This window comes from Rubellimicrobium thermophilum DSM 16684 (genome assembly GCF_000442315.1).
Lineage (GTDB): Bacteria > Pseudomonadota > Alphaproteobacteria > Rhodobacterales > Rhodobacteraceae > Rubellimicrobium > Rubellimicrobium thermophilum.
Genome location: NZ_KE557321.1, coordinates 17,509 through 33,523 on the forward strand (window position 1 = coordinate 17,509; position 16,015 = coordinate 33,523).

The following is a 16,015-nucleotide window of genomic DNA, read 5'->3' on the forward strand; positions in this document are numbered from 1 at the left end:
AAATGGCCATGCTGCCATTTGTCCTGGCAGCCCGGGTTCTCGAACCGGTGCTCGCCCTGTGGCAGCGCCGGACCGGCCATGCCGGCATGATTGCCGTCTTCCTGATCCCGAACATGACGATCTTCGGGATCTTCGTGATCGTCCCCCTGGTGCTCAACCTCCTCTATTCCTTCACCGGCGGGGCCGAGATCCTGCTGGAACAGCGCCCCTGGGTGGGCATGCAGCAATACGAAAGGCTGCTGGACTGCCAGAACCATCTCCAGCCGATGACCTGCCGCGAGGACCAGTTCTGGCGCGCCGTGCACAACACGGCCCGCTTCGTCCTCTCCCAGGTGGCGCTCATGGTCACGGTGTCGATGATCACGGCGCTGATCCTCAACCGCCGGATCGCGGGGCGGGGATTGTGGCGCGCCGTGTTCTTCTTTCCGGTCCTGCTGTCGCCGGTGGTGGTGGGGCTGATCTGGCGCTGGATCCTCCAGCGCGAGGGGCTTCTCAACCTGATCGTCGTCCGCCTGGGCGGGGATCCGGTGATCTGGCTCAATGACCGCTTCTGGGCCTTCGCGGCGGCCGTCGGGGTCAGCACCTGGGCGCATATGGGCTTCTACACCCTGATCCTGCTGGCCGGTCTGCAGGCCATCCCGCGGGACCTCTATGAGGCCGCCGAAATGGATGCGACCCCGCCTTCCCGCGTGTTCTGGCGCATCACCCTGCCGCTGCTGGGGCCGAATCTCGCCGTCGTCCTGGTCCTGGCGCTGATCCGCGCGGTGCAGATCTTCGACGAGGCCTATGTGCTCACCGGCGGGGGACCGGGCACCGCGACGATGTTCATGACACAATACATCTACGAAGTCGGCTTCGCCTCGTTCCTGCGCAATCCCGGCCTGGCAGCCGCGGCCTCGATCCTGATGGGGGGGCTTCTGGTCGTGCTGACGCTCATCCAGCTGGCGCTGTCGCGCCGGGCCGAACGGATGCGGCAGCGATGACCGGCCTGAAAACCTTCATCACCCGGCGACGGGGCCATGGCGGCCGGTGGCACTGGACCGATGTCGCCAGCTGGATCTGGCTGATCGGCGGCACCATCCTGATGCTGGGACCGGCACTCTGGCTCCTGTCGTCCTCCTTCAAGGATCCGGCGCAACTGGCCGAGTTTCCTCCCACGCTCCTGCCCTATGTGCAGCGGGTCGCCGAAGTCGAGGGCTTCGACACGCCCCTGCCGCTCTACACCGTTACCCTGCCGGGGGGCGAGACGCGCATCCTGGCCCAGATCCGCCGCCTGGGCGCCAATGCCCAGATGGTCGATCCGGCCGATCCTGCCCTGCGCATCAGTGTGCCCATATCCCAGCGTGCCCCCCTGCGGGAGATCGGTCTCGCCACGGCGAACTATACCGATCCGTTCCTCCATTTCGATTTCTTCACCTATCTGCGCAATTCCGTCTTCGTCACCGTGACGGCTACGCTTCTGACCCTGCTGACCAATTCCATGGCCGCCTTCGCCCTGTCGAAATACCGTTTCCGCGGGCGCGATGCGGTGATGCTGGTGATCGTCGGCACGCTGATGGTGCCCCTCTCGGTCATCCTCGTGCCGCTCTATTCGGTGGTCAGCCGGGTGGGGCTGCTCGACAGCCTCTGGGGGGTCATCCTGCCCACCATCGCCACGCCGACCGGTGTCTTCCTGCTTCGGCAATACATGCTCACCATCCCGGACGAGCTGATCGAGGCGGCGCGGATGGACCATGCCAGCGAATGGCAGATCTACTGGCGCATCGTCCTGCCGCTTTCAGCCCCGGCTCTGGCGGTGCTGGCGATCTTCTCCGTCGTCTGGCGCTGGAACGACTTCCTCTGGCCGCTGATCGTACTCACCCGGCGCGAGCTCTATACCCTGCAGGTCGGGCTGAACTCCTATGCGGGCGAGCTGAATGTGCAGTGGCATTACATCCTGGCGATGACCGTCGTCACCATGATCCCGGTGGTCCTGGTCTTCATCCTCCTGCAACGCTTCATCACCACCGGCATCGCCGGTGCCGGTCTCAAATAGGGGGCGCCGATGGGCAGCATCGCCTTGCGCGGCATCTGCAAGAGCTTCGGCGGCATCGAGGTCATCCATGGCATCGATCTCGAGATCGCCAACGGCGAGCTGGTCGTCTTCGTCGGCCCCTCGGGCTGCGGCAAATCCACGCTCCTGCGGCTGATTGCCGGGCTCGAACGGCCGAGCTCGGGCCTCATCGAGATCGACGGGCGCGACGTGACGCGCCTGGGGGCGGCCGACCGGGGCCTGGCGATGGTGTTCCAGTCCTATGCCCTCTATCCCCACATGACGGTGCGGCAGAACCTGTCCTTCGGGCTCGAGAATCTCCGCATGCCGAAGGCCGAGATCGCCGCGCGGGTCGCCGAGGCGGCGCGGATGCTCGCGATCGGGGATCTGCTGGAGCGCCGGCCGGCCCAGCTCTCGGGCGGCCAGCGCCAGAGGGTGGCCATCGGGCGGGCGATCGTGCGCAACCCCACGGCCTTCCTGCTTGATGAACCGCTGTCGAATCTCGATGCGGAATTGCGCGGCACGATGCGCGCGGAACTGGCAGCCCTGCATGACAGGCTGGGGGCGACGATGATCTATGTCACCCATGATCAGATCGAGGCGATGACGCTGGCCGACCGCATCGTCGTCCTGCGCAGGGGCCGGATCGAACAGGTCGATACGCCGCTGAATCTCTACAATCGCCCGGCCAATCTCTTCGTGGCCGGGTTCATCGGCTCTCCGGCGATGAACCTGTTCCGGACAGAGGCGCGGGGCGGGCGCGCGGTTCTGCCCGGGGGGATCGATCTGCCGGTCCCGGCCGACGGGCCTGTCGTCCTGGGCATCCGGCCGCAGCACCTGCACCCGGCGGGCCCGGATGAAGCCGGAATCCCGGCCGAGCTGCGGCTGGTCGAGGCGCTGGGCGCCGAAACCGTGCTGCATGGCATCACCGACAGCGGCGAGCCCCTGGTCGCGGTGATCGACGGGCAACCTGCCGTGACGCGCGGCCAGCGGCTCCGCCTCGCCTTCGATCCGGCCGACATGCATCTCTTCGATGCCGGAGGGCGGCGGATCGGCTGACGGGATGCGCCCCCCCGGGGTGCGGATCCGGCAGGCATGCGGATCGCCGCCCGCGCCGGAGGGGGACGGCGAACAGCCTGCGGAGGGCCGATCCGGGGGGCGCTCCGGCGCGGGCCCGGCCCTAGCGCGTCACCCACTGACCTCCGGCGGCCGAGGATCGCTGACAGGCCGAGATGAACCACATGCCATCAAGGCCGTCGGCGATTCCCGGCAGAAGCGCCCCGTCCCCCGTCCCCGCGATCAGGTCGGCGGCATCGGCATAGAGGGTGGCAAAGGCCTCGAGATAGCCTTCGGGATGGCCGGGGGGGATGCGGGTGAACTGCGCGGAGCTGCCGCCGAGCCCCGCCCCTCCGCGCGTCAGGATGCGCTTCGGCTCTCCGAAGGGGGCGAAGGTCATGACATTCGGGTTCTCCTGGCCCCATTCGAGGCCCCCCTTCGTGCCATAGACGCGCAGGCGCAGGCCGTTCTCGTTGCCCGGCGCCACCTGCGAGGCCCACAGCATCCCCCGCGCCCCCCTCTCGAGACGCAGCAGCACATGGGCGTTGTCGTCCACGCGCCGCCCCGGACCGAAGCTCTGCAGGTCGGCAAGCAGGGCCTCTGTCCGCAGGCCGGTGACGAAGGACAGCAGGTTGAAGGCATGGGTGCCGATATCGCCCAGCGCGCCGGCGCCCGCCTGGGCGGGATCGGTGCGCCAGGCGGCCTGCTTGTTGCCCGTGGCCTCGACGCTTTCGGTCAGCCAGTCCTGAGCATATTCGGCCTGCACGAGGCGGATTTCGCCCAGCTCGCCCGCGGCGATCATCGCCCGGGCCTGCCGGATCAGCGGATAGCCCGTGTAGTTGTGGGTGAGAACGAAGCGAGCCGAGGCCTCGCGGGCGGCGGCGGCGATGGCGTCGGCCTGATCGGATGTGGCGGCCAGGGGCTTGTCGCAGATGACATGGATGCCCGCCTTCAGGAAGGCGATGGCGGGACCGGCATGCATGTGGTTGGGGGTGACGATGGCGACCGCATCGATGCCGTCCTCGCGCGCGGCCTCGGCGCGGGCCATCTCTTCCCAGGAGGCATAGGCGCGGTCGGGCGCGATGCCCAGATCGGCGGCCGAAGCGCGGGCGCGTTCGGGGTCCGAGGACAGGGCCCCCGCGACCACTTCCCAGCGGTCGTCGATGCGGCTGGCGATGCGGTGGACGGCGCCGATGAAGGCCCCCCGCCCCCGCCGACCATGCCGAGCCTGAGCCGTCTTGCCATGCGTTGCTCTCCCTTCGGTCTGGGTTTTCGGATGATGGTCACGATGTCGTTCCGGCCGGACCGGCCGGGTTGAAGGTGCCTGGAGGCAGGGCACAGCCGCCTGCGCGTCGGAAGACCGCCCACTGGAAGATCTGCATGGCGCCTGAGGGGCTGCGGTGCCCTTCCCGCCAGGCGGCCTGCAGCGACCAGAGGGGGCCGAGCTCGCACGCCAGACCGTCCGCGTCCCAGCGCTGCACGGGCAGACCGCTGCAGCGCTCCGGTCCCTCCGGGGCGAAGGTGGCGAGGATGATGCCGGATCCCGGTCCGGTGGCGTCCGTCATGGCCCGGCGATAGGCGGCGCGATCCTCCGGCGCGGTGAGGAAGTGGAACAGCGCACGATCATGCCAGATCGTCCAGATGCGGTCGGGCTGCCAGCGCGTCACATCGGCGGCGATCCAGCGCAGCCCCGCCGCCCGGGGGCCGAGTCGCCTGCGCGCCTCCTCCAGCGCCGAGGGGGGCGATGTCGAGCACCGCCAGATCCGTCCAGCCCCCGTTCGAGAAGGACATCCACCAGCCTGGCCCGCCCCCGCCCGCATCGATGAGCGAATCGCCCGGCCCCGCCCCGAGATGGTCGAGCGCGCGCAGCGACGCCTCGGGCCGGGCCTGATACCAGCTCGTGCTCTCCGCGGCCCGTTGCCGGTGGATCCGGTCCCAGTGCTCCTGCCGCGGCGTCCCCCCGGTCATCTCACAGGCCGAGCATGGCGCGGATCGCGGCCTCGTCGCGCTGGCCGGCTGCGAAATCGTCGAAGGCCCGCTTCGCCCGTTCGATCAGATGCGATTCGATGAAGGGGGCGCCTTCGGCCGCACCCTGTTCGGGCGATTTGAGGCAGCATTCCCATTCGAGCACCGCCCAACCGTCATAGCCGTATTGCGTGAGCTTCGAGAAGACTGCCCCGAAATCCACCTGCCCGTCCCCCAGCGAGCGGAAGCGGCCGGCGCGCCGGACCCAGGGCTGATAGCCCGAATAGACGCCCTGCCGTCCGTCCGGGTTCAGCTCGGCGTCCTTGACATGGAAGGAGGTGATCCGCTCGTGGTAGATGTCGATGAAGGCCAGGTAATCCAGGGCCTGCAGCACGAAATGCGACGGATCGTAGTTGATCGTCGCGGCGACATGGCCGCCCACGGCATCGAGGAACATCTCGAAGGTGGCCCCGTCGAAGAGATCCTCGCCCGGATGCAGCTCATAGCCGTAGCTGACCCCCGCCTCGGCAAAGGCGTCGAGGATCGGCGTCCAGCGGCGCCCGAGCTCGGCGAAGGCCTCGTCGATCAGGCCCTCGGGGCGCTGCGGCCAGGGATAGAGATAGGGCCAGGCCAGCGCGCCGGAGAAGCCCACATGGCGGTCGAGCCCCATCCGTCGCGAGGCCTGCGCGGCCTTGGTCACCTGATCGGTCGCCCAGTCCTGCCGGGCCTTCGGATTGCCATGGACGGCGGCGGGGGCAAAGGCGTCAAAGGCGCGGTCATAGGCGGGGTTGACGGCCACGAGCTGGCCCTGGAGATGGGTCGAGAGCTCGGTCACCTCGACCCCGGCCTCGCGGCAGAGGCCCAGCACCTCGTCGCAGTAGTCCTGGCTTTCGGCAGCGCGGTCGAGGTCGAACAGGCGGCGGTCCCAGGTCGGGATCTGGACACCCTTGTAGCCCAGCGAGGCCGCCCATCCGGCCATTCCCTTCAGGCTGTCATAGGGGGCGGCATCCCCGGCGAACTGGGCCAGGAAGATGGCCGGTCCCTTGATCTGCGTCGTCATGTGCGGGGCTCTCCTTGGTCTTGCAGCTCATCGTCCGCCGGAACCTCGAGATCCTGGAGCGGCGGCGCATCGGGCTCTGTTATGGCACGGATCGCCGCGCGGGCCAGCACCGTTCCCGCCCGTTCGACATCCTCGCGCAGCACGATGAGGTCGCGGCGGAACAGGGACAGGAAGGGGATGGCTTCCTTGGCGACGATATCGGCATCGCGCCCCAGCAGCAGGCCGCGCGCCTCGAGCGCGGCGACCGCGGCCATGCCCCCGGCCGACGAGGCGGAGACGAGGCCGTCCGCCCCCCGCGCGAAGGCCCGCTCGAGAGCGGCCTGCACCTCGGCGCCGGGACTGTCGGAGGTGATCCCGCGCAGCAGGCGCAGGCTGATGCCCGGATCGGCGGCCGCTGCAGCCTCGGCGGCAGCGGTGGCGCCCCTGACGAAGGCGCGGGCATAGGTCTGTTCGAGCGGCGGGGCCAGCAGGGCGATCCGCTTCCGCCCGCGGGCCAGAAGGCGGCGCACGGCCAGCGCGCCGAAGGCCTCGTTGTCGTAATCCGCCCAGGGATGGCGGTCGGACCAGATCGTGCGCCCATGGGTGGCGAAGGGAAAGCCTCGCTCCATCAGCCAGGCGACGCGCGGATCGCGCGGGCGCGTCTGGTTGAAGATCACCGCATCGGCCAGGCCGTTCTCGACGATGTGGCGGATCGGGCGCAGCGGATCCTCGCCGCGCAGCACGGGCGTCATGTTCAGATGATAGGGCGTGCCGCGCAGCCCCGCAGCGAGCGAGACGATGAGCTGGGCGGTGTTGTTCATCACGCTCTGTTCGGTCCCGATGACCAGGGCGATGACCTGCGTGCGCCCGGTGCGCAGCCGCAGGCCGGCGCGATTGGGGACATAGCCCATCTCGGCGGCGACGCGCCGCACCAGCGCCTTGGTGTCGGGCCGCAGGTCGGGGGCATCGGCCAGGGCCCGGCTGACCGTGGCGACGGCCAGTCCGGTCGCCTGGGCAAGCGTCTTGAGCGTCGGCCGCGCGGGTGCCGCATTCCGCCCGTCCCCGGCATGTCTCCCCCCCCAGAAATCTGTTGCGCGCAGCGCCTGAATCGTTATAGCTCTAAATCGTTATAGCCCGGTCGCAGGGCGGACGCCAGAGAAAACCGCAGGCAAATCAAAGCGGGGGAGGAGAGAATCGTGAGACTGACTGCAAGCCTTCTGGGCGCGACTGCCCTCTGCGCGGCTACGGCCGCCCATGCCATCGACTTCGAGGTGTCCCACTGGTGGACCTCGGGTGGAGAGGCCAATGCCGTCGCCAAGATCGCCGAAGCCTGGGAGGCCACCGGCAACACCTGGGTGGACGGTGCCATCGCCGGCAGCGGCGACACGGCGCGTCCGATCATGATCTCGCGCATCCTGGGCGGCGACCCGATGGATGCCTTCCAGTTCAACCATGGCCGCCAGGCCGAGGAGATGATCCAGGCGGGCCTGCTGCTCGATCTGACCGACGTGGCCGAGGAGCAGGGCTGGCGGGACATCGTCAATCCGCCCTCGCTGCTCGATGCCTGCACCTATGAGGGGCGCATCTACTGCGCGCCGATCAACATCCATTCCTGGCAGTGGATGTGGCTCAACAACTCCGTCTACGAGGAGCTGGGCCTGCCCGTTCCCACCAACTGGGACGAGTTCGTGGACACCGCCGACGAGGTGCGTGCCGCCGGCAAGGTGCCGCTCGCCATGGGTGGGCAGTCCTGGCAGTCGCAGGGGGCCTTCAGCGTGATGGCCGTGGCGCTGGCCGGGCGAGATGCCTGGATGGCCGTCTATGGCGACAAGAATGCCGAAGTGGCGGCCGGGCCGGAATTCGCCCGCGTCTTCGAGGCCGCCGCGGCCGCGCGCGAGCTCTCCCGCGGGTCGAATGTGCAGGACTGGAACCAGGCCACCAACATGGTCATCACCGGCGAGGCTGCGGCCCAGATCATGGGCGACTGGGCGCAGGGCGAATTCGCCATGGCCGGCATGGTGGCGGGCGAGGACTACACCTGCCTGCCCGGTCTGGGCGTCAATGCGCTGATCTCCACGGGGGGCGATGCCTTCTACTTCCCCCGTCAGGACGACCCCGAGGTGACGGCCGCCCAGAAGCAGTTCGCGGCGATGCTGCTCTCGCCCGAGGTGCAGGTCAGCTTCAACCTGGCCAAGGGCAGCCTGCCCGTGCGCGGCGATGTGGATCTCGCTGCGGCCAACGACTGCATGCGCAAGGGGCTCGAGATCCTCGCCCAGGGCAACACGATCCCTGACGGGAACATGCTGCTGACGCCCGACACGACGCAGCAGCTCAATGACCTGATTTCCGAATTCTGGGCCACCGACATGAGCGCGGCCGACGCCCAGGCGCGCTTTGCCGAGATCATCGCCAGCGCCGACTGATGTCTGCCGGATCCGGCCGGGTGGCGTGCCCGGCCGGATCCCCGATCAGGGAGGTTTCCGATGGCCGTGACGGATCAGGCCGCCGCTTCCCCTGTGCGCGGCGCCTCTGCGGCGCCTCTGCGCAGGCCGATGCGGCTCTTCCGCAACCTGTCGGCCAAGATCGCCACATTGCCGATGATCCTGACGGCGACGGTGATCTTCGTCGGCTGCACCGGCTGGACGGTGGTGCATTCCTTCACCAGTTCCCGCCTGCTGCCCCGGCTCGATTTCGTCGGGCTCGATCAGTATGACCGGCTCTGGTCCACGCCGAAATGGTATGTGGCGATCCAGAACCTGGCCGTGTTCGGCGTGCTGTCGCTGATCTTCAGCCTGGTCATCGGCTTCGTGCTGGCGGCGCTGCTCGATCGCAAGGTGCGCGGCGAGGACGTGTTCCGCACCATCTTCCTCTATCCCTTCGCGCTGTCCTTCGTGGTGACGGGCCTTGTCTGGCAATGGCTGCTCAACCCCGAGCTGGGCATCCAGGGCGTGGTGCGGGATCTGGGCTGGACCTCCTTCACCTTCGATCCGCTCTACAATCGCGATCTGGTCATCTACGGCCTGCTGATCGCGGCCCTCTGGCAGGGCACGGGACTTGTCATGTGCATCATGCTGGCCGGGCTGCGCAGCGTGGATGACGAGATCTGGAAGGCCGCGCGGGTGGACGGCATCCCCACCTGGAAGACCTATACCCATGTCATCATCCCGATGATGCGGCCGGTCTTCGTCACCGCGCTGGTCCTGATCGCCTCGGGCATCGTCAAGGTCTACGATCTGGTGGTGGCGATGACGCAGGGCGGCCCGGGCGGAGCCTCGGAAGTGCCGGCCAAATACGTGATGGATGCGATGTTCGGCGCCCAGAATCTGGGGCAGGGCTTCGCCGCCTCGACGATGATGCTGCTGTCGGTGGTCATCATCCTCATCCCCTGGGCCTATCTCGAATTCGGAGGGCGTCGGCGTGGCTAATCCTTCCGCTGTCGCGGGGCTGGCGGCGCTGGACGCCAACCCGCCCCCCTGCGCCCCGGCCTGATGGACGGCCCGCGCGGCCCGCGCCCCCGGCGCATCCTGTCCCGCGGCAACATCATGCTCTACGGGACGCTGATCGTCGTCGCGATCTACTACCTGCTGCCCCTCTGGGTGATGGTGATGACCTCGCTCAAGGGCATGCCCGAGATCCGCATGGGCAACATCTTCGCCCCGCCGGTGGAGATCACCTTCGAGCCCTGGGTGAAGGCCTGGGCCGAGGCCTGCACGGGGCTGAACTGCGACGGGCTGTCCCGCGGCTTCTGGAACTCGGTGCGCATCCTGGTGCCGTCCGTGGCCCTCTCGATCGCGGTGGCCTCGGTCTCGGGCTATGCGCTGTCGATGTGGCGCTTCCGCGGCTCGGAGACCTTCTTCGCCATCCTGCTGATCGGGGCCTTCATCCCCTATCAGGTGATGCTCTACCCGATCGTGATCCTGCTGCGCGAGATCGGCCTTTACGGCTCGCTCTGGGGGCTGGTGATCGTGCACACGATCTTCGGCATGCCGATCAACACGCTCTTGTTCCGCAACTGGTTCGCCGCCATCCCGGAGGAGCTGTTCAAGGCGGCGCGTGTGGATGGGGCGGGCTTCTGGGGCATCTTCCTGCGCGTGCTCGTGCCGATGAGCCTGCCGATCTTCACCGTCTCGGCCATCATCCAGGTGACGGGGATCTGGAACGACTTCCTCTTCGGCGTGGTCTACACGACGCCGGCCAACTACCCGATGACGGTGCAGCTCAACAACATCGTCAATTCCGTGCAGGGGGTGAAGGAATACAACGTCAACATGGCGGCAACGCTGCTGACGGGCCTTGTGCCGCTGATCGTCTACTTCGCCTCCGGAAAGCTGTTCGTGCGCGGCATCGCCGCGGGTGCCGTGAAGGGCTGACATGACCGAAACCGCTGCCATCCCCCCTCTTGCCGCTGCCTCCTCCCCCTCGGTCTCGATCCGCGGTCTGCGTCTGGCCTTCGGGGCGGTCACCGTGCTGCAGGATCTCGATCTGGATATTGCCGAAGGCGAATTCCTCGTCCTGCTCGGCTCCTCGGGTTGCGGCAAGTCCACGCTGCTCAACTGCATCGCGGGGCTGCTGGAGCCGACCGACGGGCAGATCTTCATCAAGGGGCGCAACGTGACCTGGCTCGAGCCCTCGGAGCGGGGCATCGGCATGGTGTTCCAGAGCTATGCGCTCTATCCGCAGATGACGGTGCGGGGGAATCTGTCCTTCGGGCTGCGCAATGCCCGCGTCCCGCGCGAGGAGATCGACCGCCGCGTGGCGCGCGCGGCCGAGATCCTCCAGATCGGGCCGCTGCTGGACCGCAAACCCGGACAGCTCTCGGGCGGGCAGCGCCAGCGCGTCGCCATCGGCCGGGCGCTGGTGCGCGATGTGGACGTGTTCCTCTTCGACGAGCCGCTCTCGAACCTCGATGCCAAGCTGCGCACCGATCTGCGGGTGGAGCTGAAGCGCCTGCATCAGTCGCTCGGCAATACCATGATCTATGTCACCCATGACCAGGTGGAGGCGATGACGCTGGCCGACCGCATCGCCATCATGAAGGGCGGCCGGATCATGCAGCTCGGCACCCCGGACGAGATCTACAACCGTCCCGCCAACCGCTATGTGGCCGATTTCATCGGCAGCCCTTCCATGAACTTCCTGGAGGGGCAGTGGGAAGGGGGCGCCTTCCGGGGCAAGGACATCCTGCTGCCCATCCCCGCCCGGACCGGGGGAACCGCGCGGCCCGCGATCCTCGGCATCCGGCCCGAACATGTGATGACCGGTCCGCTGGCCGAAACCGCCCCCCTGCGGACCGAAGTCATCGTCGATATCGTCGAACCCATGGGCGCCGACACCCTGGTCTGGGGCGAGCTCGGCGGAAAACCCTTCCGCATCCGCATGGACGGCCAGGCCCGGGTCCGCCCCGGCGACCGCCTGCCCATCGGCCTCGATCCCGCCCGCGCCTCGCTCTTCGACGCCAGGACCGAGGAGCGGTTGTGATCCTCGATCTGGCGGGGGAGTGGACGCTGGCCGATGCCACGGGGGCGTTCCGCTGTCCGATGCGCGTGCCGGGCGACGGGATCACCGCCCTGCACGCCGCCGGGCTGATCCCCGATCCCTACTGGGGCCGCAACGAGGACGGGCTGCGCTGGATCGCCGGGCGGGACTGGACGATCCGCCGAACCTTCGTGCTCGAGCGGGCGGATGTGGCGCTCCTGCTCGAGGGGCTGGACTGCGTGGCCGAGGTGCGGGTCAACGGGCAGACCGTGCTCCAGAGCGCCAATGCCTTCCGCCGCTAGCGGGCGGATCTGCGGGGAATCGCCCGGACGGGCGAGAACGAGATCGCCATCACCCTCCGTTCCGCCCCGCAGGAGGCGGCGCGGCGGGCCGCGGCCCAGCCCTTTCCGGTGCCCTGGATCGCCCAGAACAACCCCGTCCCGCATGGCAACATGCTGCGCAAGCCGGCCTGCGACTGGGGCTGGGACTGGAACATCGCCCTTGTCCCCTTCGGCCTCTGGGGGGCGGCCCGGATCGAGCCTGCATCCGGCCCGCGCATCCGCCGCCTCGCCCTCTCGCAGAGCCATGACGGGGGGCGGGTCGTGCTGACCGTCGGGGTCCATACCGACGAGGCCGAAGGCGCGCCCTTCGCCGTCACCTTCGCCGGGCAGACCATCGAGGGCTCCATCGCCAACGGCGGGGTGGCCGTCGCCTTCGAGGTGGAGAACCCCGCACTCTGGTGGCCGGCGGGCCTCGGGCCCCAGACGCTGCACGATCTGCAGGTGCGGGTGGGCGAGACGGTGGAACGGCGCCGCATCGGGCTGCGCCGGATCGAACTGGTCACGGAGAGGGACGCGGCCGGGCTGTCCTTCGGCTTCCGCGTCAACGGGGTGCCGGTCTTCGCGCGCGGGGCCAACTGGATCCCCGCCGATGCGCTGCCCGGTCGGATCGATCCGGCGGCGGTGCGCGATCTGCTGGAATCGGCCGTCGCCGCCAACATGACCATGATCCGCGTCTGGGGGGGCGGGCGCTACGAACCGGACTGGTTCTACGACGCCTGCGACGAGCTGGGCCTGATGGTCTGGCAGGACTTCATGTTCGCCTGCAACCTCTATCCCTCTACCCCCGCCTTCCTCGCCGAGGTGGAGGCCGAGGTGCGCGAACAGGTCGCCCGCCTGCACCATCATGCCTGCCTCGCGCTCTGGTGCGGCGACAACGAGCTGATCGGGGCGCTCTCCTGGTTCGAGGAGAGCCGGCGCGACCGCGACCGCTATCTGGTGTCCTATGACCGCCTGAACCGCACCATCGAGACCGCCCTGCGGGAGACGGATCCCCAGGCCAACTGGTGGCCTTCCTCGCCCAGCGCCGGCCCGCTCGATTTCCGCGATGCCTGGCATCAGGACGGATCGGGCGACATGCACATGTGGTCCGTCTGGCACGAGGGGCGCGACTTCGAACATTACCGCAGCGTCCGGCCCCGCTTCTGCTCGGAATTCGGCTTCCAGTCCTATCCTTCGATGACGGTGATCCGGCGCTTTGCCGATCCGGCCGACTGGAACATCGCCTCGCCCGTTCTCGAGGCGCATCAGAAGAACGCCGGCGGCAATGCCCGCATCGCCGAGACGATGTTCCGCTATTTCCGCTGGCCGGCCGCCTTCGGGGATTTCGTCTGGCTTTCGCAGCTTCAGCAGGGCCTCGCCATCAAGACCGCGGTGGAGGCCTGGCGCGCGCTCAAGCCGCATTGCCAGGGCACGCTCTACTGGCAGCTCAACGATACCTGGCCCTGCTGTTCCTGGTCCTCGCTGGACCATGGCGGGGGCTGGAAGATCCTGCATCACATGGCGCGCCGCTTCTTCAGCCCCGTGCATGTCATGGCCGTGCCGGGGGCGGACGGGCTCGCCCTTCTTGCCGTCAATGATGGCCGGGGGGCGGTGGAGATCCGCGTCACCGCCCGCGCCCTCCGGCTCGACGGCTCGGCGCGCGCAATCGCCGCCGCGACCGCAACCGTGGGGACCACAGCGGCCGAACGCCTGCTGCTTCTCGATCCCGCAGGGATCGCAGGGGACGAGCTGCTGGCCTTCGCCTGGGACGCCTCCGACGGCACGACGGGCGAGGACATCTGGTCCCCCCGGCCCTGGAAGGCCTGGGAGCTCCCCGATCCCGGCCTTGCCGTCGAGACCGCGCAGGAGGGGGACGGGCGCCATGTCCTGTCCGTCGCCGCCCGCCATGCCATGGCTTTCTTCGTCACGGCCGAGGCCGACATCCCCGGCCGCTGGGATCGCGCGGCGATCCATCTGCATCCCGGCCGTCCGGCGCGCTTCGTCTTCAACCCCGCCGATCCGGCGGCCCGACCCGCCTTCACCCTGCGCGACCTGTGGTCCGCAACGATCCGAGGACAGACCTGATGCCCATCATCGCCTATCAGCTCTACTGCTCCCGCAACTTCCCGCCACTCGAGGACACGCTGGCCATGCTGGCCGGTCAGGGCTGGAAGGCGGTCGAGGGCTACGGCGCCCTCTACGGGGATGCCCCCGCGCTGCGCGCCGCTCTCGATCGGCACGGGTTGTCCATGCCTTCGGGGCATTTCGCCCTCGCCCAGCTCGAGGAGGACCCAAGGGGGATGATCGCCGCTGCCCGCACGCTGGGCATCGGCAAGGTGATCGTCCCCTGGATCGAGCCCGACCGGCGCGGGAGCGACCCCGATTCCTGGCGCGCCTTCGCCGCCACCGTGGCCCGCGCGCTCGAACCCTTCCGCGCCGAGGGCTTCGCGGTCGGCTGGCACAACCATGACTGGGATCTGGCCGATCTCGGCGACGGATCGACGCCGACGGATCTGATGGCCAAGGCCGGGCTCGGGATCGAGCTGGATCTCGGCTGGGGTCGCCCGCGCGGGGCAGGACCCGGTCGCCTGGCTGCGCCGCCTCGGGCCCCGCATCCTCGCCGTCCATGTCAAGGATCTGGCCCCTGCGGGAACGACCGCCGAGGACGGCTGGGCCGATGTCGGCCACGGCACCCAGGCGTGGGACACGATCCGCGCCGAGCTGTCCGCGCAGGGCATCGACCACTGGGTGGCCGAACACGACAACCCCGCCGACCATGCCCGCTTTGCGCGGCGCAGCCTCGAAACCCTCTCTGCCTGGTGAATCCATGACTTCCGATCTTCTTGGCGTCGGCCTGATCGGCTGCGGCAACATCTCCGAAGCCTATCTGAAGCTGGCCCCTCTTTGCCGGTTATGCGATCCGTGCCGTCGCCGACATCAATCCCGCCGCGGCCGAGGCCCGGGCCGCCCAGTTCGGCGTCCGCGCCCTGTCGGTCGAGGATCTGCTGGCGGCCCCGGATGTGGATGTGGTGGTGAACCTTACCGTGCCGGCCGCCCATTACGAGGTGTCCCGCCGCGCGCTCGAGGCGGGCAAGCATGTCTATTCCGAAAAGCCCCTCGTGCTGTCGCTCGAGGAGGGGGAACGGCTGCGCGACCTCGCCGCCGCAAAGGGGCTGCGCGTCGGTTCGGCCCCCGACACCTTCCTCGGTGGCAGCCATCAGGCGGCACGCGCGGCGATCGACGAGGGGCGCGCCGGGCGCATCCTCGGCGGCACGGCGCATGTCATGGGCCACGGGATGGAGGGCTGGCACCCCAACCCGGACTTCTTCTTCGCCCCCGGCGGGGGCCGGTGCTCGACATGGGGCCCTATTACGTGACGAATCTCGTCCAGATGCTCGGCCCCGTCGCGGGGGTCATGGCCATGGCCAAGGCGGGCTTTGCCACCCGCACCATCGCCAACGGGCCGCGCAACGGCGAGGTGATCCGGGTCGAGACGCCCACCGATGTCCATGCCATCCTCGAGTTCCGCTCGGGCGCCACGGTGACGCTCGGCGCCTCCTGGGATGTCTGGGCGCATCGTCACCCCAACATGGACCTCTACGGCGAGACGGCTTCGGTCTATGTGCCCGATCCCAACTTCTTCGGCGGGACGGTGGAGATCCATCGCGGCAGCGGCGAGCCGGAGATCCTGACCCCGGATGCCCATCCCTTCGGCGTCGTCAACTTCACCTTCCCCGACGGGCGCCGCTTTGCCAACTGGCGCGGGGCGGGCCTTGCGGACATGGTGGCCGCCCTGCGCGAGGGGCGGGCGCATCGCTGCTCGCTCGATCTCGCGGTGCATGTGGTGGATGTGCTGACGGGCATCCTGCGCGCCGGCGAGGAGCGGCGCTTCATCGCCATGAGCACGACCTGCGAACGCCCCGCCCCGCTCCCGCCCGAGGCGGCGCGCGCCCTGGTCGTGCAGGAGCCGGTGGCGGCCTGACCGGCCCTTCGGGGCCGCCCGGGCCGTCCGGGCGGCTCTCGATCAGGCGGCGCGGGTGGGATTGGTCGGCTGCGGCTGGAGCGCCCGCCACTCGGCCCCGAGCCGTGCGACCAGCGCCCGGCGGGGGTCGTCGGCGGGCAGATCGG

15 protein-coding genes and 2 pseudogenes are annotated in these 16,015 nt (G+C 69.0%); 12 read left to right on the forward strand and 5 right to left on the reverse strand.

What is annotated here, in order from left to right:
• Positions 1-8 precede the first annotated feature (8 nt).
• Genes RUTHE_RS07875 through RUTHE_RS07885 form a run of 3 tightly spaced genes read left to right on the forward strand, consistent with a single transcriptional unit; the run spans position 9 to position 3,091 of the window.
• Entirely contained in the window at positions 9-983 is a 975-nt protein-coding gene (locus RUTHE_RS07875; RefSeq protein WP_021097829.1) for a carbohydrate ABC transporter permease, read from the forward strand.
• Positions 980-2,035, forward strand: coding sequence for a carbohydrate ABC transporter permease (locus RUTHE_RS07880; protein WP_021097830.1), 1,056 nt, complete (start codon positions 980-982; stop codon positions 2,033-2,035). The genes RUTHE_RS07875 and RUTHE_RS07880 overlap by 4 nt, the downstream gene beginning before the upstream one ends.
• Before the next feature lie 9 nt (positions 2,036-2,044).
• Positions 2,045-3,091 carry an ABC transporter ATP-binding protein gene (locus RUTHE_RS07885; protein WP_021097831.1) on the forward strand — a complete coding sequence of 349 codons (1,047 nt, stop codon included), beginning with the start codon at positions 2,045-2,047 and terminating at the stop codon, positions 3,089-3,091.
• Positions 3,092-3,212: 121 nt separating this feature from the next.
• On the opposite strand, the pseudogene RUTHE_RS07890 reads toward RUTHE_RS07885, so the two are convergent.
• From RUTHE_RS07890 to RUTHE_RS07905, 5 genes and pseudogenes are all read right to left on the reverse strand, one after another.
• Positions 3,213-4,309: pseudogene (locus RUTHE_RS07890) on the reverse strand (Gfo/Idh/MocA family protein).
• A gap of 62 nt (positions 4,310-4,371) precedes the next feature.
• Positions 4,372-4,755: a hypothetical protein gene (locus RUTHE_RS16990; RefSeq protein ID WP_021097833.1), complete on the reverse strand. Its 384-nt coding sequence runs from the start codon at positions 4,753-4,755 to the stop codon at positions 4,372-4,374.
• Positions 4,712-5,056 (reverse strand): hypothetical protein, encoded by a 345-nt coding sequence (locus RUTHE_RS16995; protein WP_021097834.1) that lies wholly within the window; start codon positions 5,054-5,056, stop codon positions 4,712-4,714. The genes RUTHE_RS16990 and RUTHE_RS16995 overlap by 44 nt, the downstream gene beginning before the upstream one ends.
• A 1-nt stretch (position 5,057) precedes the next feature.
• Complete coding sequence (locus tag RUTHE_RS07900; protein WP_021097835.1) at positions 5,058-6,113, reverse strand: sugar phosphate isomerase/epimerase family protein; 1,056 nt, start codon at positions 6,111-6,113, stop codon at positions 5,058-5,060.
• Complete coding sequence (locus RUTHE_RS07905) at positions 6,110-7,207, reverse strand: LacI family transcriptional regulator (RefSeq protein WP_425413936.1); 1,098 nt, start codon at positions 7,205-7,207, stop codon at positions 6,110-6,112. The genes RUTHE_RS07900 and RUTHE_RS07905 overlap by 4 nt, the downstream gene beginning before the upstream one ends.
• 81 nt (positions 7,208-7,288) lie before the next feature.
• On the opposite strand from RUTHE_RS07905, the gene RUTHE_RS07910 reads away from it, so the two are divergent.
• The 9 genes and pseudogenes from RUTHE_RS07910 to RUTHE_RS18255 all read left to right on the forward strand — a co-directional run bounded on the left by RUTHE_RS07910 (position 7,289) and on the right by RUTHE_RS18255 (position 15,869).
• Positions 7,289-8,515 carry an ABC transporter substrate-binding protein gene (locus tag RUTHE_RS07910; protein ID WP_021097837.1) on the forward strand — a complete coding sequence of 409 codons (1,227 nt, stop codon included), beginning with the start codon at positions 7,289-7,291 and terminating at the stop codon, positions 8,513-8,515.
• Positions 8,516-8,644: 129 nt separating this feature from the next.
• Positions 8,645-9,517, forward strand: coding sequence for a carbohydrate ABC transporter permease (locus RUTHE_RS07915; protein ID WP_040645562.1), 873 nt, complete (start codon positions 8,645-8,647; stop codon positions 9,515-9,517).
• A 63-nt stretch (positions 9,518-9,580) separates the two neighbouring features.
• Positions 9,581-10,462, forward strand: coding sequence for a carbohydrate ABC transporter permease (locus tag RUTHE_RS07920; RefSeq protein ID WP_021097839.1), 882 nt, complete (start codon positions 9,581-9,583; stop codon positions 10,460-10,462).
• 1 nt (position 10,463) lies between these two features.
• Complete coding sequence (locus RUTHE_RS07925) at positions 10,464-11,570, forward strand: ABC transporter ATP-binding protein (RefSeq protein ID WP_021097840.1); 1,107 nt, start codon at positions 10,464-10,466, stop codon at positions 11,568-11,570.
• Positions 11,567-12,382 (forward strand): annotated as a pseudogene (locus RUTHE_RS18615) (glycosyl hydrolase 2 galactose-binding domain-containing protein); the annotation flags it as partial. The gene RUTHE_RS07925 and the pseudogene RUTHE_RS18615, both read left to right, overlap by 4 nt.
• A 279-nt stretch (positions 12,383-12,661) precedes the next feature.
• Positions 12,662-13,972, forward strand: coding sequence for a glycoside hydrolase family 2 protein (locus RUTHE_RS07930; RefSeq protein ID WP_425413937.1), 1,311 nt, complete (start codon positions 12,662-12,664; stop codon positions 13,970-13,972).
• Complete coding sequence (locus RUTHE_RS07935) at positions 13,972-14,718, forward strand: sugar phosphate isomerase/epimerase family protein (protein WP_021097843.1); 747 nt, start codon at positions 13,972-13,974, stop codon at positions 14,716-14,718. Before RUTHE_RS07930 ends, RUTHE_RS07935 begins: the two co-directional genes overlap by 1 nt.
• Before the next feature lie 105 nt (positions 14,719-14,823).
• Positions 14,824-15,264, forward strand: coding sequence for a Gfo/Idh/MocA family protein (locus RUTHE_RS18250; protein WP_342662229.1), 441 nt, complete (start codon positions 14,824-14,826; stop codon positions 15,262-15,264).
• Positions 15,246-15,869 (forward strand): Gfo/Idh/MocA family protein, encoded by a 624-nt coding sequence (locus tag RUTHE_RS18255; RefSeq protein ID WP_021097845.1) that lies wholly within the window; start codon positions 15,246-15,248, stop codon positions 15,867-15,869. Before RUTHE_RS18250 ends, RUTHE_RS18255 begins: the two co-directional genes overlap by 19 nt.
• The last annotated feature ends 146 nt before the right edge of the window (positions 15,870-16,015 follow it).